The sequence below is a fragment of the Paraburkholderia sp. UCT31 genome, from assembly GCF_014397655.1.
Taxonomy (GTDB): Bacteria; Pseudomonadota; Gammaproteobacteria; order Burkholderiales; family Burkholderiaceae; genus Paraburkholderia; species Paraburkholderia tuberum.
The window spans coordinates 26,254-51,521 of sequence record NZ_VZQP01000038.1 but is presented as its reverse complement, the minus strand read 5'-3'; the positions used below and the strand labels follow the sequence as shown (position 1 = coordinate 51,521).

Below are 25,268 nucleotides of genomic sequence, written 5' to 3'. Positions count from 1 at the left end.
CATCGGCACCCTGTCCGCCACGTAGGCGGGACAGGATGCCGAATCTTACTGCGAGTAAGCAGGGCTGGCGGTGGTTGCCTCAACTCGCGCTCAGCACCGGCGCAACCGCAGCCGGATCGCTGATACTCGGCCGGCCGTTCTCGACGTGACCGGCAAAGCGGCGCGAGAAGCTCGCGTCGTCACTGCTCGTCACCGTCAGGTCGTACCAGTGATGGCTCGACGCAAGCACCCAGTCTTCTTCGATACGCGCATTGGCCGGCACGACCACGGTACGCGGGCGCGCGCCGTACGCGTTGTCGATCACCGTCAGATGCGCGATGCCGCCGCCGCTGTTGGTGAACTTCAGGAACACGTTGCCATTCGCGACGTCGTATTGCGCGGTCACTTCAGGCCGCACCGGTTGGTTGCTGCCATGACCGTTGCCATGGCCATTCTGCGTGCTTTGCGTGCTCGCCTGGGTGTTGCCCGCGAACTTGCGCACGAAGCCGTTCGGGCCGAACACGTCGAATGCATACACGCCGTTCGTCGTGCTCAGGTCGAACGTGTCGCTGAGCGACTTGCCCGCTTCGACCGTGTAGCGCCACGGACCGTCGGTGCGATTCGTCGCGTACACGTAGAAGTGCGCGCCCTGGTCGCCGGTGTTGCCGATCGTGATTTCGAACGTGTCGTTGCCCGCGTTCGCCGCGCCGTTCACATGCAGTTCGTACGGCAACGCGCGCGCGAAACGGATGCCCGCTTCCTGCGCATCGACCGGAGTCGGCGTCGTCGGCACGGTCGGCTTCGGTTGCGTCTTGCACTGGTTGTCGGCCATGCTCATGTAGTTGCTGGTGTCCGGCAGCGACGGCATCTTCGCATCCGGCGTGCGGAAGTCGAACGCGGTGGTCAGGTCGCCGCACACCGCGCGACGCCATGCCGTGATGTTCGGCTCATGCACGCCGAAGCGCGTTTCGATGAAGCGGATCACCGACGTGTGATCGAACACCTGCGAGCACACGAAGCCACCCTTGGTCCACGGCGACACGATCGTCATCGGCACGCGCGGGCCGAGGCCATACGGATAGCCGTCGGCGGTGTAGCTGCCGCCGCGCAGCGGATTGACGACATTGTGGATCTCGCCGTCGGTCGTCACCGTCGACTTGCCCTGGGTGGAGGTCGTCGGCGGTTGCGGCGGCACGAGGTGATCGAAGAAGCCGTCGTTCTCGTCGTACATGATGAAGAGCACGGTCTTGCTCCACACCTCGGGGTTCGACGTCAGCGCGTCGAGAATCTGCGACGTGTATTCGGCGCCGTACGCGGGCGTGTAGCTCGGATGCTCCGAGTAGGCGGCCGGCGGGCACAGCCACGACACCTGCGGCAACTGGTTCGCGAGCACGTCGGCTTTCAGGTCGTCGATCGTGCGGACCGTTTGCGCACGCTGGTAGAGCGGCGAACCGGGTTGCGCGTTGATGAAGTTCGTGAAGTTCTGCAGGATGTTGGTGCCGTAATTGCCATTCAGCGGATCGGCGCCCGACGTGCCCTGCTGATAGATCTGCCACGAAATGCCCGCGGCCTGCAGACGCTCCGGGTACGTGGTCCACGACAGCAACTGATAGTTCGGCGGACCATCGCCGTCGACCCAGTCGTTGTTGTCGAGCAGCGGTCCGCCCATCGTGCCGGTCGGGTCGACCATGCCGGTCATCAGATACGCGCGGTTCGGGTGCGTCGGTCCCGGCAACGAGCAGAAGTACGCATCGCAGATCGTGAACGCGTCGGCGAGCGCGTAGTGGAACGGGATGTCGCTACGCAGGTGGTAGCCCATCGTCATGTCGGTCTTGTTGGCGGGCCACTGGTCGTAGCGGCCGCCGTCGATCGCGTACTGGGTCTTGTACCACGAGTGATCGAGATCGCCGACGCATTGCGCGCTCGTCGTCGCGGTGTCCAGATGGAACGGCAGCACCGGCTTGGTCGGGTCTTCCTTCGACGGCTGATTCCACACCGGCAGGCTGCTCGGCAGCGGAATCGGGAAGCGGTCGTTGTAGCCGCGCACGCCGCGCAGATGGCCGAAGTAGTGGTCGAACGAGCGGTTCTCCTGCATGAACACGACGATGTGCTCGACATCGCGAATCGTGCCCGTGCGCGAAAACGCGGGCACGGCGAGCGCGTTGCGGATCGACTCGGGCAATGCGGTCATCGCGGCGGCGGCGCCCGCGGATGAAGCCACGGTTTGCAGGAAACGGCGACGGCTAGTTGATGTCATCGAATATCACCTTCTGCGTAGGGGAAGAATGGCGCGCGTGAGCGTGCTTTGGGGTGTTTCGTGGTCGGTTACGCGTTGCTCTTGCTGATCAGTTGCGAACTAGTTGTTCGCGCTGTCGCCGGGCGCGTAGCGCATGACCGGCGCGACCTGCTGGCTGTCGGCCGCGAGACTGGCCTGCACGTTTTGCGTGATCGCGTCGGTGGCGGCTGCGCCACTTGCCGCGTTGTTCGCCGTGTTGGCCGCCGTGTTGTTCGCGAATGGCGCTGAGGCGTTGGGAGTCGCCACTGCCGCTGCCGCCATTGCGGGGCGTTGCGCCGCGTCGTTCGGCGCAAGGCTCGTGGTCGTCGCGATGCTCGTGGAAGAGGAGTCGTCCGCGCCGCAACCGTTCAACGCTATCGTGGCAAGCGCCAGCAATGCGGCGCTCGCGATGCAACTGATTTTTCTCATGTCTGCATCCGGTTCGATGAAAGCGGGTGCAGTCTCCATTCCTTTCAAGAAATAATTGTGAAACGTTTGCGCCCGGCATAACTTTCGATAAATCGTCGGTTGATCGAAAGAAAATGGAAAGTATCGGGAAGGTCAATGTTCATGGCGCTGCCATCTGCGCTATGTTTGCTGCTTTATCGTTCGCGCATGAGCACGATTCAATGACTCGCATCGATTCGCCCATCGACATCTCGCAACTCGAAGACGAATGGCTCGAAGCCGACGGCTTCGGCGGCTTTGCTTCGGGCACGCTCGGCATGTTGCGCACGCGCCGCTACCATGCGCTGCTGCTAGCCGCGACGCGCGCGCCGGGCGGGCGCCTGGTGCTCGTCAACGGCATCGAGGCGTGGGTCGAGGCGGGCGGCGAGCGCTTCGCGTTGACCATGCAACGCTATGGGCCTGACGTGATCTATCCGGATTTGCGCGGCCGCCTTGCCAGCTTCGACACCGCGCCGTGGCCGACGTGGCGCATTCGACTCGGTGCGCACGCGGCGATGATCGCCGACGTGTTCGTCAGCAAAGCGACGTGCGAAACGGTATTGCGCTGGCGGCTCGAAGGCGGCGAACTCGATGCGCCCGTGCTGAAGATCAGACCGTTGCTGTCGGGCCGTGACTATCATGCGCTGCATCACGAGAATCCGGCCTTCAACTTCGGCGTGCAAGTCAGCGCCGATCAGTCGTGCGCGAGCTGGCAACCGTATGGCGGACTGCCGGTCGTGCGAGCGGCGACGAACGGTGCCTATACGCATGCGCCCGACTGGTATCGCAACTTCTGCTACGTGCGCGAGCAGGAGCGCGGTCTCGATTGCAGCGAAGATCTCGCGACGCCCGGCGTGTTCAGCTTCGATCTCGCGGAGGGCGACGCGGTGATGATTCTGAGCGCGTCGAGCACGTCCGCCACCGAATGCGCGAACGACAAACCCCAAACCACCGCCCACGCCGCCCAACTCGCCCACACCGAACAACAACGCCGCGCCGCACTCGGCTCACGCCTGCAACGTTCGGCCGACGCCTACGTCGTCACGCGCAACGAAGGCCGCACGATCCTCGCGGGCTTTCCGTGGTTCACCGACTGGGGCCGCGACACGTTCATCGCGATGCGCGGCCTGCTGATCGAGTCGAACCGTCTCGACGATGCCGAAGCGATCCTGCTCGAATGGTCGGGCACGCTGTCCGAAGGCATGCTGCCGAACCGCTTCCCCGACTACGGCGACGCGCCCGAATACAACTCGGTCGACGCGTCGCTATGGTTCATCGTCGCGGTTCACGACTATCTGGCGACGCCGCATGCGGGCGCGCAAACGCGCGCGCATCTGCAGCAGGCCGCCGAAACGATCCTGACCGGCTACACGAACGGCACGCGCTTCAACATCGGCGTGTGCGCGGACGACGGCCTGCTGCGCGCCGGCATCCCCGGCGTGCAACTGACGTGGATGGACGCGAAAGTCGGCGACTGGGTCGTCACACCGCGCATCGGCAAGCCGGTCGAAGTGCAGGCGCTGTGGATCAACGCGCTGCGAATCGCGTCAGCATGGAACCCGCAGTGGCGGCAAGCTGCCGAGCTCGCGACGCTCGCGTTTCGCCGGCGCTTCGTCGATCCGGCCACCCAGGCGCTGCTCGATAACGTCGACGTCGATCATGTGCCGGGCACGGTCGACCGCTCGATCCGGCCGAATCAGATCTTCGCGGTCGGTGGCCTGCCGTTTCCGCTGCTCGAAGGCGCGGCGGCGCGCGCGGTGGTGGGTCAGGTCGAAGCGCGATTGCTGACGCCGCTCGGCCTGCGCACGCTCGCGCCGTCCGATCCCGCGTATCGCGGCCGCTACGGCGGCGCGCCGCGCGAACGCGACGGCGCCTATCATCAGGGCACCGCGTGGTTGTGGCTGATCGGCCCGTTCGTCGAAGCGTGGCTGCGAGTGAATGGCGCGAGTGCCGATAATCTCGCGCAGGCGAGGGCGCGTTTTCTCGCCCCGCTGTACGCGCATCTCGATCACGCGGGCCTCGATCACCTGTCCGAGATCGCCGCCGGCGACGCGCCGCACGCGCCCGCCGGCACGCCGTTCCAGGCCTGGTCGCTAGGCGAATTGCTGCGCGTCGAAAGTCTGCTTGCCCGGTTCGAGCACAACGGCGCGTAAACCGCGCTACGATGTGGGTCCCACCGCCAGGCCTGTTGCAAGGACGTTTTCATGCCACCGCTGCGCGCTGCCAATCTGCTCGCCACGATCGAAGGTTCCCGGCTGCATTCGCCCGAATGCGGCCACTGGCAGCGCTGGGGGCCGTATCTGAGCGAGCGCCAGTGGGGCACGGTGCGCGAGGACTACAGCGCGAACGGCACCGCCTGGGACTCATTTCCGCACGACCATGCGCGCAGCCGCGCCTACCGCTGGGGCGAAGACGGCATCGCCGGTTTCGGCGACGACCGGCTCAGCTGGTGCGTGTCGCTCGCGCTGTGGAACCGCAAGGACCCGATCATCAAGGAGCGCCTGTTCGGCCTGACGAACTCGCAGGGCAATCACGGCGAGGACGTCAAGGAGTTGTACTTCTATCTGGACGGCACGCCCACGCATTCCTACATGCGCATGCTGTACAAGTACCCGCATGCGGCCTATCCATACCAGGACCTGATCGACGAAAACGCGCGCCGCGGCGGCGATATGCCAGAGTACGAAGTACTCGATACCGGCGTGTTCGACGATCAGCGCTATTTCGACGTCCAGATCGAATACGCGAAGCACACGCCCGACGACATCGTGATGCGCGTGACGATCGAAAATCGCGCGGACGAAGCGGCGTCGCTCGATGTGCTGCCGCAAATCTGGGCGCGCAACTCGTGGTCGTGGAAAGAGAACAAGGACAAGCCGAAGCTCGTCGCCGGTACCGGTCATGACGGCGCGGTGCGTCTGCTTGGCCATCACCATGTGCACGAACCGATCGTCGTGACCGCGTGGTCGAAGGACGCGCCGCAACTCGCGTGGCTGTTCTGCGAGAACGACACCAACGTGAAGCGGCTGTTCGGCATGGACGGCGCTGGCCCGTTCAAGGACGGCTTCAACGACTACCTCGTGCACGGCGACGCGAACGCGATCCGTCACGACGCGGGCACCCGGGCCGCCGCGCATGCGGCGCTCGAGTTCGGGCCGCACGGACGCGCGGTCGTGTATCTGCGCTGGCACCCGCAATCGGCAACCGATGAAGCGCCATTCGATGCCGACGTGTTGATCGCGCGGCGCCGCGCCGAAGCCGACGAATTCTATGGCGCGTTGCAACACGAGATCACCGACCCCGATGCGTGTCTCGTGCAACGTCAGGCGCTCGCCGGCATGCTGTGGTCGAAGCAGTACTACCAGTACGACGTGCAGCGCTGGCTCGACGGCGATCCGCTGCAACCGAGCCCGCCCGCCGCGCGCAAGCACGGCCGCAACACTGACTGGCGGCATCTGTGCAACGCGGACATCGTGTCGATGCCGGACAAGTGGGAGTACCCGTGGTACGCGTCGTGGGACCTCGCGTTTCACGCGGCCGCGTTCGCGCTGATCGATCCGGCGTTCGCCAAGAAGCAGTTGCTGCTGCTCGTGAAGGACCGCTATCAGCACCCGAACGGCCAGTTGCCCGCTTACGAATGGGCGTTGAGCGACGCGAACCCGCCGGTCCATGCATGGGCCGCGTGGCGCGTGTACGAGATCGACCGCGCGCTGACCGGCAAGGCGGACCGCGATTTTCTGGAGCTCGTGTTTCACAAGCTGCTGCTGAATTTCTCGTGGTGGGTGAATCGCAAGGACGCCGACGGCCACAATATTTTTCAGGGCGGTTTTCTCGGGCTCGACAACGTCGGCATCTTCGACCGCTCGTCGCCGCTGCCCACCGGCGGCCACATCGACCAGGCCGACGGCACCGCGTGGATGGCCGCGTATGCGCTCGACCTGATGCGTATCGCGCTCGAGCTCGCCTACGCGAACCATGTGTTCGTCGATATCGGTGTGAAGTTCTTTGAGCACTTCCTGTATATCGCGGAGGCGGTCAGTTGCGACGACGGCTGCGACACGGGCCTGTGGGACAGCGAGGACGAATTCTTCTACGACAAGCTGCGCCTGCCCGACGGCAGCAACTTGCCGATGCGCGTTCGCTCGATCGTCGGACTGATACCGCTGTTCGCCGTGCACGTGCTCGAGGAGCGTCTGCACGGCGGCTTGCCGGGCTTGCGCGAGCGCCTCGTGTGGTTTCTCGAGCATCGGCCCGATCTCGCGAAGCTGGTGTCGCGCTGGAACGAGCCCGGCAAGGGCAACGCGCTTTTGCTGTCGCTGCTGCGCGGGCATCGGATGAAGGCGCTGTTACGCCGTGCGCTCGACGAAAGTGAATTTCTTTCCGATCACGGCGTGCGGGCGTTGTCGCGTTGCCATCGCGATCATCCGTTCGTGTACCAGCACAACGGCAACAGCTTCTGCGTGAAGTATCTGCCGGCCGAATCCGATACCCGCGTGTTCGGCGGCAATTCGAACTGGCGCGGGCCGGTGTGGATGCCGGTCAACTATCTGCTGATCGAATCGCTGTACGAGTTTCATCGCTATTACGGCGATGATTTCCGCGTCGAGTATCCGACCGGGTCGGGCCAGAAGTTCTCGTTGAGCGAAATCGCCGACGAACTCGCGCGCCGCGCGACCACGCTGTTCCTGAAGGACAAAAACGGCGAGCGGCCGGTGATGGGTGCGTATCCGCTGCTGCAGGCGGACCCGCGTTCGCAGGATCTGATCCTGTTCCATGAGTATTTTCATGGCGATAACGGTCGTGGCGTCGGGGCTTCGCATCAGACCGGCTGGACCGGGCTCGTCGCGTTGCTGTTGCAGCCGCGCGCGATGGCGGCATCGGGCAACGTGCCGCTGGCGGGGGAACCGGCGCCGGCGCCCGCGCCGATTCCGGTGCCGGCGGCTTCTGCATCCGCGGTAACGCCGGCGGTGGCGAAAGAACCGGTACCGTCGCTCCCGGCCACGACGACGAAGTAAGCACGCCGCGCGCTCACGCACGAACGCGATTGAACTGTGCGGCAGCGCCCGTGGTCTTTCATGTATCGCCGCGTTCGTTCTATCGGCTTACCGAGGTCCAAGTGAATCCCATGTCGACCACACCGAACCCTTCCGCTTCTCCCGATCAACCCAACGGAGCGCCCGCCCTGAGCTGCAAGCTCAGCGCGAACCGATACGACGCCCTGTCGTCGCCGGCCGGCAAGAAGCCCGCGCCGCCGTGCACGCTCGTGATCTTCGGCGCGGGCGGCGATCTGACCAAACGTCTGTTGATGCCGGCGCTCTACAACCTCGCGGTCGATGGCCTGCTCGACGACAGCATGAAGATCATCGGCGTCAATCACGGCGAGCGCGAAACGCGCGAATGGTGCGACGAACTGCATACCTCGCTGCAGAAGTTCGCCGCCGACAAGGCCAGCACCTTTCACGCCGGCAAGCTCGACGACAACGCATGGAACTGGGTCGCGCAGCGCCTCGAATACATGGCGGGCGAGTTCGAATCCGACGATACGTTCGCGAAGCTGAAGCAGAAGCTCGATCAGTCGAAAGGCGGTAACGCGATCTTCTACCTCGCGGTCGGCGCGCGTTTTTTCAAACCGATCACCGACCGGCTCGGCAAAGCCGGCCTGCTGAAGGAAGGCGACGGCGCGAACGGCGGCTTTCGGCGTCTCGTGATCGAGAAGCCGTTCGGCACCGATCTCGCATCGGCGCGCGATCTGAACGCGCACATCCTGTCGTATGCGCGGGAGTCGCAGGTGTACCGCATCGATCATTTTCTCGGCAAGGACACCGTGCAGAGCATCCTCGCGGTGCGCTTCGCGAATGCGATGTTCGAGCCGATCTGGCGGCGCGAGTACATCGACTGCGTGCAGATCACGGCGGCGGAAACGATCGGCGTCGAGGGGCGCGGCAGGTTCTACGAGCAGACCGGCGCGTTTCGCGACATGGTGCCCAACCATCTGTTCCAGCTGCTCGGCATCGTCGCGATGGAGCCGCCGAATTCGTTCGACGCCGAAGCCGTGCGAAACAGGAAGGCCGAGCTATTCGACGCAATCCAGCCGCTGACGTCCGCCGACGTCGTCTTCGGCCAGTACGAAAAAGGGCCCGCCGGCGTGGGCTATCGCGAGGAGCCCGACGTCGCGCCCGGCAGCACGACGGAAACCTACGCGGCGGCGCGCGTGTTCGTCGAGAACTGGCGCTGGGCCGGCGTGCCGTTCTATCTGCGTACCGGCAAGCGGCTCGCGGTGCGCCGCACCGAGGTTTCGGTGCAGCTGAAGCCGGTGCCGTTCCGCCTGTTCCGCGATACGCCGGTCGACGCATTGACGCCGAACGTGCTGACCATTCGCATCGATCCCGAGCACGGGTCGAGCTTCGATTTCAACGTGAAGGTGCCGGGGCCGGTGATGCAGGTCGGTCCGGTACAGTCGTCGTTCAACTATGGCGACTTCTTTGCGGAAAGCGCGAACGTCGGCTACGAGACGCTGCTGTACGACTGCATGTTTGGCGACGCGACGTTGTTTCAGCGCGCCGACAGCATCGAGACGAGCTGGTGCGCGGTCGACGACGTGCTGCATCCGAGGAGTGGCGGCGCGGTTGCCGTGCGCGGCTATGCGGCCGGCAGCGACGGGCCGGCCGAAGCCGACGCGCTGCTCGCGCGCGACGGCCACGCGTGGCGCCCGTTGCAGCAGAAAGCGCCCGGTGGCAAGTCGTAGCGGCACCTTTGAACCAACCCGCAGACCCGCATCACAACCGCCTCAATACAATCGGGAGACATCGTGGCAACACGCAACAAGAACGCAGTGAAACGGAATGCGCCGACAAGCGGCAGCGAGCACATCCTCGCGATCGACGTCGGCGGCACCGGCCTGAAGGCCGCGATCATCGACGCCGACGGGCAGATGAAAACCGAGCGCGTGCGCGTTGCGACGCCGCATCCGTGCACGCCGGATCAACTGGTGGACGCGCTCGCGCAACTCGTGGCTCCGCTCATCGAGCAGGTGCGGCCCGTCCGCATCTCGATCGGGTTTCCGGGTGTCGTGCGCAACAACCGCATTCTGACCGCGCCGCACTTCGGCATCGAAGGATGGCACGACATTGCGCTCGCGGATTCGCTCGCGCAGCGCCTGGGCGGATTGCCGGTGCGGATGATCAACGACGCCGAAATGCAAGGCTTCGCGGCGATCGAAGGCCACGGCCTCGAGTTCGTGCTGACGCTCGGCACCGGCGCCGGCACCGCGATGTTTCGCGATGGCGAGCTGATGCCGCATCTGGAGCTCGCGCATCATCCGGTTAGCAAGAAGGGCATCGCGTACGACGAATACATCGGCGAGGCCGCGCGCGAGCAGATCGGCAACAAGCGTTGGAGCCGGCGTGTCGAGAAGGTGATCGGCATTCTCGAGTCACTGGTCAATTACGACAAGCTGTGGATCGGCGGCGGCAACGCGGCGCGCATCAAGTTTTCGCTGCCGGCGAACGTGGCGACCGTATCGAACGACGCGGGGATCGAGGGCGGCGCGAAATTGTGGCATCCGCTTTCGGTGCGCGAGACGCGACAGTATCCGGAGGCGACGCAGAAGACGGGGCGGTTCAAGCCGAAGTGAGGGAGTGGATTGCCGCTGCAATCACGTACCCAGCGCCGCGGCTCCACGTCCAAGGGTTCATATCAACCCATCAACGATTGCCAAGGCGATCCGTGCCCGAGCACTGGTCAGCGCTTCGACGCTGGACGTGCTCATAACTACTTCGGCTTTGCTGGCAACGGATTATCTTGCCTGTAAGTGCGCCTGGGGTTAATGACCAAACGCTTGACCTGTGCGTCCAATTCCTTACTGTGATACAGGTCCAGACACTTCAGGAAATCGAAACGGACACCTTCAGTTTCCGATTCAACCAGCGGGTTTTGATAATTTCGCGCCAAATAATTGTCCACCAAGGTTTTGATCGCGTCTGGAGCCTTCTCCAAGTCAAAGTAAGTCCAGTCTCGCAATGCACTGACGCTGCTTCCCGCATCCATGGCAGCATCTTTGTCGTTCTTGTAGGCGGTCGCTATGCAAGCAGCGAGAACCATGTCTTTGTAATTCTGTGCATAAGTACGTGCTCCAGCTTGTGGAGTCGCACGTTGATCGCCTTTTGCATAGCAAACAGTCATGCCGAAGATGAGGGCAAAACCAGTTAGGATGCCAACCCCGACCTTCTTCACGGCAAACTCCAGAAATTCGCGCGCTCAGTGCGATACTTCGCCTCAGGTTCGTTGAAATAGTAGTGGTCGTAACAGGCTCTGCCGTCGAACAATGTCGCATGTCCTTGAGCATCCGACCAACCTGAGACTTCAAAAAGAATCAGCCCCTTCCTGCCAGCAAGCATTCCGCCTCCAGATGGCGGGTACTTGACGACTTCAGGTCTTCCCCACCGCTGCTGAAGGAAGGCAATCAGATTTTTGACGCGGAAAAAATACTGCCGCTTATCTGCTCCTGATACTGTCCGTCCTGGAATGTTCGGAATAGTCAAACCTGCGTGGTTCAAGATGTAACTCATCCGTACTGCGCAGGTATTGTTCCAGCGTTGATTGGGATCAGGGTTGTTGATGTTCTTCTCAACGTACCCGCCAATTACTTTTGCAACCTTGGCACCTGAATTTGCAGGGTCGAATATTCGCTGGGAAGCGGCCCACGCAGCAGTGAAATGAGGTCGAGTCATTTGCTATCCTTGATTTTCGGCTTCAGTAAGATCGTCGTTGTGCGGTTGCCGATGACCGTTTCGGCCTACGAGCTATCTGTTTGATTTGCACAACCCCGTGCGCAATATGCCGCCTCTTCCATCTCAAAACAACATTCTCGTTATAGTTGCTCTCTGAACTGCAAAGCTCTCAACGGCACGTCCAACCCCGGCGACTTCCAATGACTCGCATCCACCTGAACCTCGCGCGGCGCCTGCTCTCCGTCGGCGCGTGCGCGCTGCTCGCTTACGCGAGCGCGCATGCGTATGCGGCACAGGCCTTCGCGGTGTCGTCGCCGGGACTGGCCGATGGTGGCACGCTCAGCGCAAGCCACGCGGCGAGCGCGAACAATTGCGGCGGCGGCAACGTGTCGCCGGCGCTGCAATGGCATAACGCGCCGGCCGGCACGAAAAGTTTCGCGGTGACGATCTTCGATCCCGACGGCGCGAAAGGCCTCGGCATCGTGCACTGGATCGTCTATGGCATCGCGCCTACCACGACCGGACTCGCCGAAGGCGAAGCCGCGCCGGCGGGCAGCGTCGCCGGCACGAATCGCACCGGCGGCCCGGGCTATTACGGCCCGTGTCCGCCCGTCGGCGAGGTACCGCATCACTACGTGGCGCAGGTCTATGCGCTCGATCTGCCGCCCGACGCATTGCCGGCCGGCTTGACGCGCGACGCGTTCCACGCCGCGATCAAGGATCACGTGCTCGCCGCGACGAGCACCGTGCTGCGCTACGGACGATGAAGACGCGCGGCCGAACGCCGGGCCGCGCCTGATCTGCCGGCGTGCGCCTAGCGCGCCGCGTCCCCCCAGCGATACTGCACGCTCGCTTCATCGAGCTGGGTCTTGATCGCGGCGTCGAGCGTGAGCCCGGCCGCCGCGAGCGTATCGCTCAACTGCTCCGCGCGGCTCGCACCAATGATCGCCGACGTAATCAGCGGATTCGCGAGCACCCACGCAAGCGACACCTTCGCCAGCGATTCGCCGGTCGGCGCGACGATCGCCTTCAGCCTTTCGATCGTGTCGAACTCGCGCTCATGCCAGTAGCGCTCCTGATACATCGCGCCAGCCTTGCCGACGCTTTCGGTGAAGCGCCCTTCGGCGGGCGTCGCGTCGAGCCGGTGCTTGCCGCTCAGCAGTCCGCCCGCGAGCGGGTTATACGGCATCACGGCCAGCTGCTCCTCGGCGGCCAGCGGCAGCAGCTCGCGCTCGATCTGGCGAAACAGCAGGTTGTAGCGCGGCTGGACCGACACGAAGCGCGCGACGCGGAGCACGTCCGCGCGCCCCAGTGCGCGCGCGAGCCGGTAGGCGAGAAAGTTCGACACGCCGATATAGCGCGCCTTGCCCGAGCGCACGATCGCATCGAGCGCTTCGAGCGTTTCGTCGAGCGGGGTCTTCGCGTCGTCGGAATGGAGCTGGTACAGGTCGACGTAGTCGGTGCCGAGGCGCTGCAAGGACGCGTCGATCGCATCGAGCAGGTGCTTGCGCGACGCGCCCTGGTCCCACGCGGCGGGCCCCATCTTGCCGACCGCCTTGGTCGCAACGATGAAGCGCTCGCGTTTGCCCTTCAGCCAGCGTCCGACGATTTCCTCGGTGCGTCCGGCCAGATTTTCGTCGCCGCCGAGCGGATAGACGTTCGCGGTATCGATGAAATTGACACCGGCGTCCGCGGCCGTGTCGAGGATGCGGTGCGATGCGGCTTCTTCGGTTTGCAGCCCGAAGGTCATGGTGCCGAGACACAGGCGAGAAACGGTCAGGCCGGTGCGGCCGAATTGGCGATATTGCATAAAGTCGACTCCAGAGGGAAGGAAAGCGCTGCCGAAGCGATGAAACTACATAGTTGTAAAAAGGATAAACCGAGTCGCGATTCGGTGTGCCTGACGCACGCCGGGATTGCTGACTTCCAGTAGATATGAAATGATAGCGATTCTCATTTAAACCTAGCCAGCCATCCCGTCATCTCCATCTCTCACAACGGAGAGCGGCAGCCAGCCATTTGCGGCTTTGTCATGAATTCGACGTCAGTGATGCGAATTTGACAAACGCATTTCTGACGGGATTTCCATGCTCAATCACACGCCGCTCGCGACAGCGCTAGCGCTCGCTTTTGCCATTCCTTTGGCGACCCCGGCGCTCGCGCAAAGCGCGCCGCAGAACGCACAAACCAGCGCACGGAACGACACACCCGCCGCCGCGCAGACGCTGCCGACCATCGGCGTGCAGGCTCAGGCCGTTCAGCAGGACTTCCAGGCCGACCGTGCGACCGTCGGCGCGAAGACGCCGACCGCGCTTCGCGACATTCCGCAGACCGTCACCGTAATCAATCGCGAGCTGCTCGCCTCGCAGGGCGCGACGTCGTTTGCGGACGCGCTGCGCAACGCGCCCGGCGTGACGATCGGCGCGGCCGAAGGCGGCCAGATCGGCAACAACATCAATCTGCGCGGCTTTACCGCGCAGAACGACATCTATCTGGACGGCTTTCGGGACCGCAATCAGTACTACCGCGACACGTTCAATCTTGAATCGCTCGAGGTGCTGTACGGTCCGTCGTCGATGCTGTTCGGCCGCGGCTCGACCGGCGGCGTGATCAACCAGGTCAGCAAGAAGGCGAACCTGACGGACTCGGCGGAAGTCTCCGGCATGATCGGCACCGACGACCGCTACCGCTCCACCGTCGACGTGAATCACAAGCTCACCGACACCTCGGCGATCCGCCTCAATGCATTCGGCCAGAGCCTCGGCTCGACGCGCGACGTGATGAAGAACAAGGACTTCGGCGTCGCGCCGGAACTGCGCTTCGGCATCGGCACGCCGACCGAGATCACGCTATCCGCGCTGATCCAGCACAACCACGACATGCCCGACTACGGCATCCAGGCGCTGAACGGCCGCCCGTCGCCGGTACCGAAGAACACGTTCTACGGTTTGACCAGCGACCGCACGATCCAGGACGTGCAGATCTTTACCGCGGCGATCAAGCACAAGTTCTCCGAGGACCTGACGCTGACGAACCAGACACAGATCTCGCACTCCATGACCGACGCGCGCGAAACCGCGCCGCAAGCGGTGCTGACCGGACCGCTGTCGTCCAGCACAGCGTTGACCAACGGCAACTTCACGACGCTGTCGCCGTCGCAACTGTTCATCAAGCTGCAGAGTCATGACCGCGTGATCCAGAATCATGCGATCTACAACGACACGATGCTCGAATACAAATTCGACACCGGACCGATCAGGCACGACCTGATCGCCGGTGTCGAAGTGGGCCACGACAGCTATACGAACCAGGCGTACACGCGCAACAACCTGCCGATCGTGCCGATGCTCAATCCGCCGATCATGGGCACGCCGTCGAACGTGACGACGACGGTCGGCAACTACGCCGATTCGAGCGCGAACGAAATTGCCGCTTACCTGAACGACACGATTACGCTGACGCCGCACTGGAAGCTGATCGGCGGTGTGCGCTGGGATCGTTTCTCGGCGGGAATCCGCAATACGATCAGCGCGCCGGCTTATGCGAGCCAGACCAACTACTTCACGAGCGTGCGCGCCGGCGTCATCTATCAGCCGACCGACTGGCAGTCGTACTACGTGTCGTACGGCACGTCATTCAACCCGTCGCTCGAAAACCTGACGGTCACGAACCTCACTCAGAACCTCGCGCCGGAATCGACGAAGTCGTATGAAATCGGCGGCAAGTGGGATCTGTTCGGCGGCAACATGTCGGTGACCTCGGCGTTGTTCCGCGAGGAAAAGGACAACGCGCGCACGCAGGTGTCACCGACCGAGTACCAGCTGGCCGGCAACATTCGCGTCGACGGCTTCCAGGCGGGCGTGACGGGGCACATCACCGACAAGTGGCAGATTTTCGGCGGCTACACGTACATGGACGCGACGATCCTGAAAGCGGCCGACGGCACGCAGGGCCACACGCCGGCCAATACGCCGCGCAACACGCTGACGTTCTGGACCACGTACGCGATAACGCCGCACTGGGAAATCGGCGGCGGTCCGATCTACATGTCGCCACGTTATGCGTCGAATACGAACTACGTGAAGGTGCCGGGCTACACGCGTTGGGACGCGACCGCGGCCTATCACGCGAAGAAGTACGACGTGCGCCTGAACCTGCTGAACCTGACCAACAAGTACTACTACGACGCGTTGATTCCGTCGGACGGCGGACGTTCGGTGCCGGGCATCGGCCGCACGCTGCTCGCGACGTTCAACTACCGCTTTTGATACGCGCTTTTGATACGCACTGAGCGCATGCGCACGGCTTGCCGCTTCTGCAAACGGCAAGCCGACGCGAAGGACACACTATGTTGCTGCACATTCCGAAGGTACTGGACGCCGGGCAGTTGCGCTTCATGCGCGAGCGGCTCGATCGAGCCGGCGACGCATGGGTCGATGGCCGCGCGACCGCGGGCTATCAGGGCGCGCCGGTCAAGCGCAATCAGCAGATCGCCGAGCACTCGACGCTCGCGCGCGAACTCGGCGATGTGATTCTCGCGGCGATCGAACGCAATCCGCTGTTCATCAGCGCGGTGCTGCCCAACCAGGTCTATCCGCCGCTCTTCAACCGCTACGCGGGCGGCATGCAGTTCGGCAGCCACGTCGATGGCGCGGTGCGCGTGCTGCCGAACGGCGTGAAGCTGCGCACCGACGTGTCGGTGACGCTGTTTCTCAGCGCGCCCGACGAATACGACGGCGGCGAACTCGTGATCGAGGACACCTACGGCGTGCAGCAGGTGAAACTGCCGGCCGGCGACATGATCGTCTATCCGGCGACGAGTCTGCACCAGGTGACGCCGGTCACGCGCGGGGCGCGGGTGGCGAGCTTCTTCTGGGTGCAGAGCCTCGTGCGCAGCGACACGCATCGCGCGCTGCTGTTCGACATGGACACCGCGATTCAACGGCTCAATGCCACCCATGCCGACGAAGCTGCGCGACGCAGCCTCGTCGGTTGTTATCACAATCTGCTGCGCACCTGGAGTGAAACGTGAGCGTCTCGGACACCCTCGACATTCAACCGCCCGCGGCCGGCGAACATGACGCGCAGGAGTCGCGTCGACTCGATGACCATGAACTGAAATCGCGCCAGCAGCGCTCGCGTCGCGCGACCTTCATCAAGTGGCTGCGCAAGGTGCATGGGTGGGTTGGACTGTGGGGCGCGGCGCTCGGTCTGCTGTTCGGCACGACGGGCTTCTTTCTGAATCATCGCGGCGGCCCGCTGCGCGTCTCGACCGGCGAGCCGCAGGTGTCGGTGATGCGGGTGCCGCTGCCGCAACCGGCGCCGCAAACGCCGCGTGAGCTCGCGAAGTGGCTCAAGCAGGAGCTGAAGATCGCCGGCAATCCGGGGCGCGTGCAGAAGGAGACCGAGCATCCGGTGGCGTGGGGCGATCGCAGCATCGTGCAGCCCGAGCACTGGCAACTGAATTTCGCGTCGCCGAAGGAAAACACGTCGGCGGAATACTGGGTCGGCAACCACAGCGTGACGATCAAGCGCAGCGCGAACACCTTTCTCGCGATGCTGACGAACCTGCACAAGGGTGTGGGCTTGAGCGTCGGTTGGGTGCTGCTGATCGATACGCTCGCGGGCGGCCTGATCCTGCTGTCGTTGACGGGCGTGCTGTTGTGGACCGAGTTGAACAAGCGCAAGACGGTGGGGCTCGCGCTCGTGGTCGGATCGATTGCGGCGGCGGTGGTGTTGGGGACGATGTAAGGGCGCAGCGCAACGCTTCGGGCGACGCCTGCGCGCTGGCGGGCAGGCTTTGAGCGGTCCGCGCTAGAATCGTCGCAGACCTACTCCGCAGGCTCTGCCGCCATCCGCCGATGACCTCTCCCGCGAACCCCGTCGACACCGCGCTGACCACGCGGCGCTCGGTGCGCGCCTTTCTGCCGACACCGGTGCAGCGCGCCGACATCGAAGCGATTCTCGAAGCCGCCAGCCACGCACCGTCGGGCACCAACACGCAGCCGTGGAAGGTGTACGTGCTGACGGGCGAATCGCTCGCGCGTCTGTCGCGCGATCTGCTCGCGGCCTACGACGATCCGCAGCGCGACGAGCTGTACCAGGAGGAGTACGCGTACTATCCGCGCCAGTGGCAGTCGCCGTTCATCGACCGGCGTCGCAAGATCGGCTGGGACATGTATAGCCTGCTCGGCATCGAGAAGGGCGACAAGGCGCGCATGCACGAACAGCACTCGCGCAATTTCCGTTTCTTCGACGCACCCGTCGGCCTGCTGTTCACGATCGATCGCAGCCTCGAGCGCGGCAGCTGGCTCGACTACGGCATGTTCCTGCAGGCGATCATGACGGCCGCGCGCGGGCGCGGCCTCGACACCTGTCCGCAGGCCGCGTTCATGCAGTTTCATCGACTGATTGCCGAACATCTCGGCCTGCCTGAAAACGAGCAATTTGTGTGCGGCATGTCGCTCGGTTTCGGCGACCCCAACGCGCCGGTCAATACGCTGCGCCCCGAGCGCGAACCGGTCGAGCGCTTCGCGCGCTTTCTCGATTGAACGCATCCCTCAGTCCCCACCCAGAGGCAAACGAAAATGAAAACATCGCGGCGCCATTTCCTGTTGGTCAGCGCGGGCGTCGGCTCGTCGCTCGCGCTGTCTCGGCTCGCGTTCGCCGCGACCGTTCCCAATGCGCTCAGCGAGAGCGATCCGCAGGCGCAGGCGGTCGGCTATACCGAAGATGCGTCGAAGGTCGACAAGGCCAGATTTCCGAACTTCGCGGCCGGTCAATCGTGCGCGAACTGCTCGCTGTTCCAGGGCAAGGCATCGGACGCATACGGCGGCTGCACGCTGTTCGGCACTAAACAGGTCGCGTCGCGCGGCTGGTGCAGCGCGTATACGAATATGTGAGCACGCCGCCGTAGCGTTCGCCGCGGTGCTATAGCAGCGCCTTCAGCACGAGTTCGTGCGAGTGCCCGATCCACACGGCAGCGTCGCGATGATCGCGCAGCGCGTCGCCGGTGTTCGGATGCAGAAAGACATCGAGCGCGCCGTGATTGAGCGTGAGCCAGCCGACCACGTCGGCGAACTGCGTGTGCGCGAAGGCGAGCTGATACGACCACATCGGATGCGGCCCGACCGGCCGTTCGTGGAAGCGCCCGATCTGCAGTTTGTCGCCCCAGTGCGCGTCGATCTGCTCGCGAAACGCCCAGGCGGCATCGCGGCTCGCCGGGTCGAAGTAGATGTGCGCGTGCCAGCTTTGTATCGCTGAAGCAGCGCGAAAAGTCATATCAGGGTTCATTGCCAGGCTCGTTCCGTATCAGTCTTTATCCGACATTCGTTCTGCTTCGCTTTCCGCCGGCGCGCGCGCTGCAAGGCGCATGTGAAACTGTGTCTGATCCTCGCCGACGATCTCGAAGCCAAGACGATCGTACAGCCGTTTGGCGGGATTGCCCTTGAGCACCTGCAAGCTGACCGGCAACGCTTCGGCCGCGGCGGCGCGCAGGATCGTGCGCAGCGCTTGCTCGCCGATGCCGCGACCCTGTAGCGCCGGCGCGATCTGCAACTGCACGACGAACCATTCGACGTCGTTGCGATGCGCCTTCAACAAGCCCGCGGGCGCGCCGTCGATGCAGACCACCTGCGCCGCGTCGTAGCGATGCAGCAGACGCGCGCGATGGGCGTCGTCGTCGGTCGGCTCGCCGGCGCGCGCCAGGTGTTCGGTCATCGTCGTCTTGCGCAGTTCGAGCAGGAAGGCTTCGTCGTCGGGTTGCGCGGGGCGCAAGGTCAACCCGGATCGTTGGTCGGGCAGTTGGGCGGACATGTCGGGAAGGTGGTGGCGCGCGATGATCGTGCGAAGCGCGAGTAAGAATTGTCGTCGATTGTCGCGCCGGCTGCGCTTTTTTACCACGCGGCTATGTTGCAGTCTTCTCACTTTGCGATGCAGGGCGAACCCTCGATGCGGCGAGGCGCCGCCTGCTGCGTTGTGTGGCATGCGCTTTGCTCAAGGTTGATTCGCTTTTCGCGGGCACGGTCGTCGACCCATCGCGGCCGCGCTTATCCGGGGACGTTCGCGTTATGCGGCGAACGTCGTAATCAACGTTGCGAGGTGGGCTATGACGATGATCGAGGTGGTACCCAGCGTCTCGGCAGATGGACGCGCGGTGATTTTCCAGCTTTCGTCGCAGGGACGAGACCTTGAATGCGCGGTCACGCGCGAGGCGCTCGAGCAGCACTTCTGGCTGCAACGCGGCGCGGGTGAGGCGCGCGTTCTGAAGACGTTCGCGGATGGGCGCAAACGTATTACGGCGATCGCCGAACGAAAAATGCTTGCGCGTCCCGGTGAGAAGGTCTTGCTGACGATCGACGATTTCTCCACACGCGGTTGACGTGCGTGGCGTGGCGCGCGTCATCGCTCGAAGCTGCACACGCGATGACGCCGGCGCGACAGCACCGGCTCCGCTCGGCCTGAATGCGGCCGGCTTCGCACTTCGCGTTTTTTCTCTCAGGCTTTCGCAGCACCGTTTCGGTGCAATCGCTGATTTCACATCGAGCGCTCCGTGGGGCCGCTGTTACATCGATTCGCCAAATTAACCCACCAAAGCGCTTCGGTTCGCTGAATTGCTTTCGCGCGTGCGCGCATACACTCTTTTCCATGGAGCGAGGAATCACCGACCTCCATCGATGCGATCTTCCCCTCGTGTCGGATTTGAACCGTACCGTTGAGAGTAGTCTGCAGTTCGCAGTTCGCAGTGCGTATCTGGCAGTTTGCAGTCCGCAGTTGACGCAATACAAGCGCGCAATGCCTCGAGCACGAGCGCGAAGCAACAGGGGTAGCGGCCAGAAGTAGCAGATAGCGAGGACCGGCCCACATGCAGTCGCAATTGAAGTGGTAGTTTGAATCGGCAGTTTGAAGCTTCCTGTCGAGCGGTAGAAATTGCCGGTGCAGTACACGTAAGCAATAGCTTTGCAGGTTAGGTGGTTATAGGTTGGCAGGCATCCACGCGCCTGCTCGGCCGTTCCATCCTGTCAGCCCTGTTCCTCGCGGAACAGGGCTTTTTTTCGTCGCAACGAAGCGGGATTCTTGTTTCTGGCGGCTTCGAACCGATATGCGGACATTGCGTTCTTCGATACGTTCGAAGAACGGGCGCGTCGCATGGCGTGCGCATGGGGTGAACTGTTGGGCGCGAAATACGTCGGACGTTTGAGCGCGGCGTTTGCCGCCGTCGCGTGCCGAAGTCCGGGCGCGCTGCCGAAAGAAGGAGGTTGAATCGATGTCCAGCAAGTCGCGAGTTCACAAGCCCGGCCGCACGGCCATGTCCCCGTTGTTGCGTTCTCTGACCCAGAGCCGCACCGCGCACGCGCCGGTCACGCAGACCACGCTGTTGCAGGCCTACGCCGCGCTCGATGCATTCCGCCGCGGCCACGGCGCGCGCATTCTGCACACGACGCTGAGCCGGCATTTGCTGGTGTCGCAGGAACTTGTGCATGCCGGACGGGGCGCCGCCGCACGCGCCGACATCGAAAGCGCGCATGCGGCGATGGTGCGGCTCGATGTGCGCGAGCGCCAGACTGGCCGCTGGTCGCTCGAAGACGACGACTACGCAAGTCTGTGCGCGGCGCTAGCGATTTTCGACGGACAGTTGTCGGCGGCGTCGCTGAGCGAGCTGGCGAGCGCGGAGGCGAAAATGATCGAAGGTTTGATGCGTTCCGCGCGACTGCGGGCGCTGGCGGAAGCGGCGGTTTGAGCGGCACGCATCAGGCGCGCATTTCGAAAGCGTCGCGGGTCACCGGCGCTGCGCTCAATGCGCTATCGGCGAGCCCGGGCGAGTGGCTGCCCGCTGCGCTGCGTTCGTCGAACGGCTGATACGACCGTTTCAGCGCGGACGTAAATGGATTACGGACACATTGAAAGCGGCTTCGACGTGTCGCGCGAGGCCGGCCGGTGCGCGTGGCGCGGCTTGTTACGAGTGTCCGTAGAAGTCCCGCCGGGCGCGTTTGCCGCTGCGATTCCCGCTTGCTAGACTGGCTGCGCCTGCTTGCCGCCTACCTGCTTGCGTACCTCCTGCATACCGCCGAGGCGAGGCGTCGCTGGCGTCGTTGCGATGCCGACTCGCGCATACAACCGAGCCCTATCGGAGACATGATGTCCTACATGCTGCTGATCGTCGAACCCACGGACCAACGCGAGGAGCGCGCCGAAGCCGCGGGCCGCGACCTCTACGACCAGATGGTGCGTTTCTCCGAGAACCTGAAAGCGCGCGGCAAGCTGCTCGCGGTCGAGTCACTGACTTCGCAGAAGGACGCCGTGCGCGTGCAGGTCCGCCATGGCCAATCGAAGCTCGTCGACGGGCCGTTCGCCGAGGCGAAGGAGATGATCGGCGGCTTCTTTCTGTTGAACTGCGACAGCCGTGAAGAGGCCGTGGCGATCGCGCAAACCTGCCCGGCGGCGTCGTGGTGCACGGTCGAGGTGCGCAAGCTCGGACCGTGCTTCATCTAGGCACGCGTGACTCCACTTCACCAGCTTCGGTGTTTTCCCTGGGATGTGGGGACCGCCGCGCGTGTCGATCGGACCGTGCATCGCGCGTCGTATGAGTAAGGGGCGAGCCGGCGTGGCCCCGCCAGAATCCACTCACGACGAACCACTAACAACAAGGAGCAACGACATGCGATTCATGATCATCGTCAAAGCCACGGCCGCGAGCGAAGCCGGCGAGATGCCCGAACCGTCGCTGATCGCCGCCATGGGCGCCTACCACGAAGAACTCGCGAAGGCCGGCGTGCTGCTCGACGCGACGGGCCTGCAGCCGAGCTCGAAAGGCTGGCGCGTGCGCTATAGCGGCGGCAAACGGAGCATCGTAGACGGGCCGTTCGTGGAGACCAAGGAGCTGATCGCGGGCTACACGTTGATCCAGGTGCGCTCGCGCGACGAGGCGATGGAATGGGCGCGGCGTTTTCCGGCGCCGTTCGGTGAGCACGCCGATGGCGAAATCGAAGTGCGGCAGCTGTTCGAACTCGACGACTTCGAGCCGGGGCCGGAAGTCGAGCGCTTTCACAAGCTCGAAGAAGATCGCCGCTGATTTGATGGACTACGTCTGGGAGCCCGCATACATGGTCCTGAACGCGCAACCGCCGGCAGCAGGTGAAGGCTGACGCCGTGACGATACAGGCCACCCATCGTGCGATCGACGCTGTCTGGCGGATCGAATCCGCGAAGGTCATCGCTCACGTCGCGCGGATCGTGCGCGACGTGGGACTCGCCGAGGAACTCGCGCAGGATGCGCTGGTGGCCGCGCTCGAGCATTGGCCGGACGCGGGCGTGCCCGACAACCCCGGAGCGTGGCTGATGACGGCCGCGAAGAACCGCGCGCTCGATCGCCTGCGTCAGGAAGCGCTGCATGCGCGCAAGCGCGAGGAGCTCGGCCACGATCTCGACGCGATCGAAGCGCACGTGGTGCCCGATTTCGTCGATGCGCTCGACGCCGCGCGCGCCGACGACATCGGCGACGATCTGCTGCGGCTCATCTTCACCGCGTGCCATCCGCTGCTGTCGACCGATGCGCGCGTCGCGCTGACGCTGCGCCTGCTCGGCGGCCTCACCACCGACGAAATCGCGCGCGCGTTTCTCGTGCCGGAGCCGACCATCGCGCAGCGGATCGTGCGTGCGAAACGCACGCTGTCGGCGGCGCGCGTGCCGTTCGAGGTGCCGCAGGCGGACGCGCGCGCGGGGCGGCTCGCGTCGGTGCTGCAGGTGATCTACCTGATTTTCAACGAAGGTTATGCGGCCACGGCCGGCGACGACTGGATGCGCCCGACGCTATGCGAGGAGGCGTTGCGGCTTGGGCGCGTGTTGAGCGGACTCGTAGCCGACGAGAGCGAGGTCCACGGTCTTGTTGCGCTGATGGAGATTCAGGCGTCGCGTACGCACGCGCGCACCGACGCCCAGGGGCGTCCGGTACTGCTGCTCGATCAGGATCGCAGCCGCTGGGACCCGCTGCTGATTCGCCGCGGCTTCGCGGCGCTGGACAACGCGCATGCGTTCGGCGGCGAGAGCGGGCCGTATGCGTTGCAGGCGGCGCTCGCCGCGTGCCATGCGCGAGCGCGCCGCGCCGAGGACACCGACTGGGCGCAGATCGTCGCGCTCTACGATGCGCTGGCGCAGGTCGCGCCGTCGCCGGTAGTGGAGTTGAATCGCGCGGTCGCGGTGGGGATGGCGTTCGGGCCGGCGGCCGGACTCGAGATCGTCGATGCGCTCGCCGCCGGTTCGGCGCTCGCGAATTATCACTGGCTGCCGAGCGTGCGCGGCGATCTGCTGGTCAAGCTTGGACGCGTCGATGAAGCCCGCGTGGAGTTCGAGCGCGCCGCGGCGATGACGCGCAATACGCGCGAGCGCGAGTTGTTGCTGGAGCGTGCGCGCGGGCTCGCGGATTGAGGCTGGCACATTCGTGCTGGCACATTGGTGCTGGCACATTAGTGCTCACGCACACGTCAGTGCCGCCTCAACGAATCAGCTGCCGCACCCCCAACGCAACGATCAAGCCGCCGCACACACGATCCACCCACATCTTGCCGCGCCGATAAGCCGACGCGATGCGCTGATGCGACAGCGTCAGCGCGACGAACCCATACCAACTGCTCGCGACGACGAACACCATGCCGAGCATCGCGGCGAACGTGCCGGTACTCACATGCGCTGGCGCCGCCGACGAAAACACCGCGGCAAAAAACGCCATCGACTTCGGATTCGCGATGTTGGTCGCGAAGCCCTGCGCGAACGCCTGCCTGAAGCCGCCCGCCGGTGCCTTGACGAGCACCGCTTGCCGCGCCGCCGAGGCATTGAAGATCAGCCGCCCGCCGAACCACAGCAGGTAACACGCGCCCACGATCCTGACCACGAGCGCGAGCCACGGGAACGCGGCGAACACGATGCCGACGCCAAGAATCGCGCAGCTGGCCCAGAACAGATTGACGAGCACGATGCCGGCGACCATCGCGAGCGCTTCGATGCGCGTCGCCGAAGCCGCCTTGTGCGCGACCGCGACGAAGTTCGGGCCCGGACTCACCACACCCGCGATATACACGGAAAACACGCCGACCACGGCGGACCCATCGATCACGACCCACTCCCGATTGCAAAGCTCTGGGTGAAAGGTAACGCGAGCATCCCGCTCATAGCCCGAAAAACGCCGCGCCCGCGGTCAAGACGCCCACTCCCGCGACGAGGTACGACAGATTGCGCAGCCAGTTCTTGCGCGTGAGCAGCGTGATCGCGCACAGCGCAATCGCGACCTGAATCAGCAGCGTCGCCTGAGCCCAGCGATGATGGCCGTGCAACAGCGTTTCGCTGCGCGTATCGGCGGCGACGACCTGTTTTTCGATCGCTTCTGCGTTCGCGCGGATCGGCTCCTTCTGCTGCTTGTATTTCTCGACGTCGGCGACGAACTTCGCGTGCGCGTCGCTATTGGGCGCCGACAGCGCCGCGCCGAGTTCCGCGAGGTTTTCCTTTTCGCCCTTCGCCTGGTAGTAGCTCCACTGGTTCGACGCTTCGGTCTTCTTGATCGCGGCTTCGTTCTTGAAGAACAGCGCGAGGTTTTCGGCGTTGCCGCTCTGGTACGCGCACAGCGCGCCGATCGTCGCGAGGATCGCGGTCATCACGGCCATGCGGCTCGCGAACGGATCGGCGTCGTGATGCGCGGCGTGGCCGGCGTGTTCGACGGCATGATCGTGCGGACCGTGCACTTCATATTCTTCAGACATCAGATTCTCCGAGGCAATGCTTTTGTCGTTCTCGCCGGACGGGGCGGGCGCCCGGCGGCCTCAATCTTAGCGTGTCGCCGACGCCCGGAG

25 protein-coding genes are annotated in these 25,268 nt (G+C 64.2%); 16 read left to right on the top strand and 9 right to left on the bottom strand.

Annotated features, from left to right (window positions below; translation table 11 throughout):
* Positions 1–79 precede the first annotated feature (79 nt).
* Both F6X40_RS27820 and F6X40_RS27815 read right to left on the bottom strand, forming a co-directional pair.
* Positions 80–2,236 carry a phosphocholine-specific phospholipase C gene (locus F6X40_RS27820; RefSeq protein ID WP_187630019.1) on the bottom strand — a complete coding sequence of 719 codons (2,157 nt, stop codon included), beginning with the start codon at positions 2,234–2,236 and terminating at the stop codon, positions 80–82.
* A gap of 99 nt (positions 2,237–2,335) precedes the next feature.
* The gene (locus tag F6X40_RS27815) at positions 2,336–2,683 is read right to left on the bottom strand and encodes a hypothetical protein (protein ID WP_187630018.1); all 348 of its coding nucleotides are present in this window, start codon (positions 2,681–2,683) and stop codon (positions 2,336–2,338) included.
* Between the two features lie 200 nt (positions 2,684–2,883).
* Here F6X40_RS27815 and F6X40_RS27810 point away from each other — a divergent pair, with 200 nt between their 5' ends.
* The 4 genes from F6X40_RS27810 (at position 2,884) to F6X40_RS27795 (ending at position 10,334) form a co-directional block, all read left to right on the top strand.
* Complete coding sequence (locus F6X40_RS27810) at positions 2,884–4,854, top strand: amylo-alpha-1,6-glucosidase (protein ID WP_187630017.1); 1,971 nt, start codon at positions 2,884–2,886, stop codon at positions 4,852–4,854.
* Positions 4,855–4,905: 51 nt separating this feature from the next.
* Positions 4,906–7,716 (top strand): MGH1-like glycoside hydrolase domain-containing protein, encoded by a 2,811-nt coding sequence (locus F6X40_RS27805; protein ID WP_187630016.1) that lies wholly within the window; start codon positions 4,906–4,908, stop codon positions 7,714–7,716.
* A 110-nt stretch (positions 7,717–7,826) separates the two neighbouring features.
* The gene (gene zwf / locus F6X40_RS27800; RefSeq protein ID WP_187630015.1) at positions 7,827–9,446 is read left to right on the top strand and encodes a glucose-6-phosphate dehydrogenase; all 1,620 of its coding nucleotides are present in this window, start codon (positions 7,827–7,829) and stop codon (positions 9,444–9,446) included.
* 63 nt (positions 9,447–9,509) lie between these two features.
* Entirely contained in the window at positions 9,510–10,334 is an 825-nt protein-coding gene (locus tag F6X40_RS27795) for an ROK family protein (RefSeq protein WP_187630014.1), read from the top strand.
* Between the two features lie 137 nt (positions 10,335–10,471).
* On the opposite strand, the gene F6X40_RS27790 is transcribed toward F6X40_RS27795, so the two are convergent.
* Both F6X40_RS27790 and F6X40_RS27785 read right to left on the bottom strand, forming a co-directional pair.
* The gene (locus F6X40_RS27790; RefSeq protein ID WP_187630040.1) at positions 10,472–10,882 is read right to left on the bottom strand and encodes a type VI secretion system amidase immunity protein Tai4; all 411 of its coding nucleotides are present in this window, start codon (positions 10,880–10,882) and stop codon (positions 10,472–10,474) included.
* A 47-nt stretch (positions 10,883–10,929) separates the two neighbouring features.
* The gene (locus F6X40_RS27785) at positions 10,930–11,430 is read right to left on the bottom strand and encodes a type VI secretion system amidase effector protein Tae4 (RefSeq protein WP_187630013.1); all 501 of its coding nucleotides are present in this window, start codon (positions 11,428–11,430) and stop codon (positions 10,930–10,932) included.
* Positions 11,431–11,630: 200 nt separating this feature from the next.
* Here F6X40_RS27785 and F6X40_RS27780 point away from each other — a divergent pair, with 200 nt between their 5' ends.
* A complete protein-coding gene (locus tag F6X40_RS27780; protein WP_187630012.1) occupies positions 11,631–12,197 on the top strand; it encodes a YbhB/YbcL family Raf kinase inhibitor-like protein in 567 nt (188 codons plus the stop codon).
* A 47-nt stretch (positions 12,198–12,244) separates the two neighbouring features.
* Here F6X40_RS27780 and F6X40_RS27775 read toward each other — a convergent pair whose 3' ends face one another.
* Positions 12,245–13,240 (bottom strand): aldo/keto reductase, encoded by a 996-nt coding sequence (locus tag F6X40_RS27775; RefSeq protein ID WP_184057878.1) that lies wholly within the window; start codon positions 13,238–13,240, stop codon positions 12,245–12,247.
* A gap of 277 nt (positions 13,241–13,517) precedes the next feature.
* Between F6X40_RS27775 and F6X40_RS27770 the strand changes: the two genes are divergently transcribed.
* The 5 genes from F6X40_RS27770 (at position 13,518) to F6X40_RS27750 (ending at position 18,332) form a co-directional block, all read left to right on the top strand.
* Complete coding sequence (locus F6X40_RS27770) at positions 13,518–15,698, top strand: TonB-dependent receptor (RefSeq protein ID WP_187630011.1); 2,181 nt, start codon at positions 13,518–13,520, stop codon at positions 15,696–15,698.
* A gap of 80 nt (positions 15,699–15,778) precedes the next feature.
* Positions 15,779–16,462, top strand: a complete 684-nt coding sequence (locus tag F6X40_RS27765; RefSeq protein WP_187630010.1) for a Fe2+-dependent dioxygenase — start codon at positions 15,779–15,781, stop codon at positions 16,460–16,462.
* Positions 16,459–17,181 carry a PepSY-associated TM helix domain-containing protein gene (locus tag F6X40_RS27760; protein WP_187630009.1) on the top strand — a complete coding sequence of 241 codons (723 nt, stop codon included), beginning with the start codon at positions 16,459–16,461 and terminating at the stop codon, positions 17,179–17,181. The genes F6X40_RS27765 and F6X40_RS27760 overlap by 4 nt, the downstream gene beginning before the upstream one ends.
* A 110-nt stretch (positions 17,182–17,291) precedes the next feature.
* The gene (locus tag F6X40_RS27755) at positions 17,292–17,981 is read left to right on the top strand and encodes a nitroreductase (protein ID WP_187630008.1); all 690 of its coding nucleotides are present in this window, start codon (positions 17,292–17,294) and stop codon (positions 17,979–17,981) included.
* 36 nt (positions 17,982–18,017) lie between these two features.
* A complete protein-coding gene (locus F6X40_RS27750; RefSeq protein ID WP_187616160.1) occupies positions 18,018–18,332 on the top strand; it encodes a high-potential iron-sulfur protein in 315 nt (104 codons plus the stop codon).
* A gap of 28 nt (positions 18,333–18,360) precedes the next feature.
* On the opposite strand, the gene F6X40_RS27745 is transcribed toward F6X40_RS27750, so the two are convergent.
* Positions 18,361–18,711, bottom strand: coding sequence for a DOPA 4,5-dioxygenase family protein (locus F6X40_RS27745; protein WP_090810310.1), 351 nt, complete (start codon positions 18,709–18,711; stop codon positions 18,361–18,363).
* A gap of 30 nt (positions 18,712–18,741) precedes the next feature.
* Complete coding sequence (locus tag F6X40_RS27740) at positions 18,742–19,245, bottom strand: GNAT family N-acetyltransferase (RefSeq protein WP_184052875.1); 504 nt, start codon at positions 19,243–19,245, stop codon at positions 18,742–18,744.
* A gap of 292 nt (positions 19,246–19,537) precedes the next feature.
* Here F6X40_RS27740 and F6X40_RS27735 point away from each other — a divergent pair, with 292 nt between their 5' ends.
* From F6X40_RS27735 to F6X40_RS27715, 6 genes are all read left to right on the top strand, one after another.
* A complete protein-coding gene (locus F6X40_RS27735) occupies positions 19,538–19,810 on the top strand; it encodes a DUF1488 domain-containing protein (protein WP_090807933.1) in 273 nt (90 codons plus the stop codon).
* Between the two features lie 885 nt (positions 19,811–20,695).
* Positions 20,696–21,169: a hypothetical protein gene (locus F6X40_RS27730; protein ID WP_184070444.1), complete on the top strand. Its 474-nt coding sequence runs from the start codon at positions 20,696–20,698 to the stop codon at positions 21,167–21,169.
* The gene (locus tag F6X40_RS42650) at positions 21,166–21,288 is read left to right on the top strand and encodes a hypothetical protein (RefSeq protein WP_262421564.1); all 123 of its coding nucleotides are present in this window, start codon (positions 21,166–21,168) and stop codon (positions 21,286–21,288) included. Before F6X40_RS27730 ends, F6X40_RS42650 begins: the two co-directional genes overlap by 4 nt.
* A 279-nt stretch (positions 21,289–21,567) precedes the next feature.
* Positions 21,568–21,921, top strand: a complete 354-nt coding sequence (locus F6X40_RS27725; RefSeq protein ID WP_090807928.1) for a YciI family protein — start codon at positions 21,568–21,570, stop codon at positions 21,919–21,921.
* A gap of 166 nt (positions 21,922–22,087) precedes the next feature.
* On the top strand, positions 22,088–22,501 hold the full coding sequence (locus F6X40_RS27720) for a YciI family protein (protein ID WP_018423912.1): 414 nt from the start codon (positions 22,088–22,090) through the stop codon (positions 22,499–22,501).
* Positions 22,502–22,578: 77 nt separating this feature from the next.
* Complete coding sequence (locus F6X40_RS27715; RefSeq protein ID WP_187630007.1) at positions 22,579–23,853, top strand: RNA polymerase sigma factor; 1,275 nt, start codon at positions 22,579–22,581, stop codon at positions 23,851–23,853.
* Positions 23,854–23,920: 67 nt separating this feature from the next.
* On the opposite strand, the gene F6X40_RS27710 is transcribed toward F6X40_RS27715, so the two are convergent.
* Positions 23,921–24,538, bottom strand: coding sequence for a LysE family translocator (locus F6X40_RS27710; protein ID WP_187630006.1), 618 nt, complete (start codon positions 24,536–24,538; stop codon positions 23,921–23,923).
* A gap of 52 nt (positions 24,539–24,590) precedes the next feature.
* Positions 24,591–25,178 (bottom strand): DUF4337 domain-containing protein, encoded by a 588-nt coding sequence (locus tag F6X40_RS27705; RefSeq protein WP_184030515.1) that lies wholly within the window; start codon positions 25,176–25,178, stop codon positions 24,591–24,593.
* Between the last annotated feature and the right edge of the window lie 90 nt (positions 25,179–25,268).

Excerpts from the sequence above, each read along its gene's own strand:
- F6X40_RS27820 (WP_187630019.1), bottom strand. The coding sequence starts at position 2,236 with ATGACATCAACTAGCCGTCGCCGTTTCCTGCAAACCGTGGCTTCATCC.
- F6X40_RS27815 (WP_187630018.1), bottom strand. The coding sequence starts at position 2,683 with ATGAGAAAAATCAGTTGCATCGCGAGCGCCGCATTGCTGGCGCTTGCC.
- F6X40_RS27810 (WP_187630017.1), top strand. The coding sequence starts at position 2,884 with ATGACTCGCATCGATTCGCCCATCGACATCTCGCAACTCGAAGACGAA.
- F6X40_RS27805 (WP_187630016.1), top strand. The coding sequence starts at position 4,906 with ATGCCACCGCTGCGCGCTGCCAATCTGCTCGCCACGATCGAAGGTTCC.
- zwf (WP_187630015.1), top strand. The coding sequence starts at position 7,827 with ATGTCGACCACACCGAACCCTTCCGCTTCTCCCGATCAACCCAACGGA.
- F6X40_RS27790 (WP_187630040.1), bottom strand. The coding sequence starts at position 10,882 with ATGACTGTTTGCTATGCAAAAGGCGATCAACGTGCGACTCCACAAGCT.
- F6X40_RS27785 (WP_187630013.1), bottom strand. The coding sequence starts at position 11,430 with ATGACTCGACCTCATTTCACTGCTGCGTGGGCCGCTTCCCAGCGAATA.
- F6X40_RS27780 (WP_187630012.1), top strand. The coding sequence starts at position 11,631 with ATGACTCGCATCCACCTGAACCTCGCGCGGCGCCTGCTCTCCGTCGGC.
- F6X40_RS27775 (WP_184057878.1), bottom strand. The coding sequence starts at position 13,240 with ATGCAATATCGCCAATTCGGCCGCACCGGCCTGACCGTTTCTCGCCTG.
- F6X40_RS27770 (WP_187630011.1), top strand. The coding sequence starts at position 13,518 with ATGCTCAATCACACGCCGCTCGCGACAGCGCTAGCGCTCGCTTTTGCC.
- F6X40_RS27765 (WP_187630010.1), top strand. The coding sequence starts at position 15,779 with ATGTTGCTGCACATTCCGAAGGTACTGGACGCCGGGCAGTTGCGCTTC.
- F6X40_RS27755 (WP_187630008.1), top strand. The coding sequence starts at position 17,292 with ATGACCTCTCCCGCGAACCCCGTCGACACCGCGCTGACCACGCGGCGC.
- F6X40_RS27750 (WP_187616160.1), top strand. The coding sequence starts at position 18,018 with ATGAAAACATCGCGGCGCCATTTCCTGTTGGTCAGCGCGGGCGTCGGC.
- F6X40_RS27745 (WP_090810310.1), bottom strand. The coding sequence starts at position 18,711 with ATGACTTTTCGCGCTGCTTCAGCGATACAAAGCTGGCACGCGCACATC.
- F6X40_RS27740 (WP_184052875.1), bottom strand. The coding sequence starts at position 19,245 with ATGTCCGCCCAACTGCCCGACCAACGATCCGGGTTGACCTTGCGCCCC.
- F6X40_RS27735 (WP_090807933.1), top strand. The coding sequence starts at position 19,538 with ATGACGATGATCGAGGTGGTACCCAGCGTCTCGGCAGATGGACGCGCG.
- F6X40_RS27730 (WP_184070444.1), top strand. The coding sequence starts at position 20,696 with ATGTCCAGCAAGTCGCGAGTTCACAAGCCCGGCCGCACGGCCATGTCC.
- F6X40_RS27725 (WP_090807928.1), top strand. The coding sequence starts at position 21,568 with ATGTCCTACATGCTGCTGATCGTCGAACCCACGGACCAACGCGAGGAG.
- F6X40_RS27720 (WP_018423912.1), top strand. The coding sequence starts at position 22,088 with ATGCGATTCATGATCATCGTCAAAGCCACGGCCGCGAGCGAAGCCGGC.
- F6X40_RS27705 (WP_184030515.1), bottom strand. The coding sequence starts at position 25,178 with ATGTCTGAAGAATATGAAGTGCACGGTCCGCACGATCATGCCGTCGAA.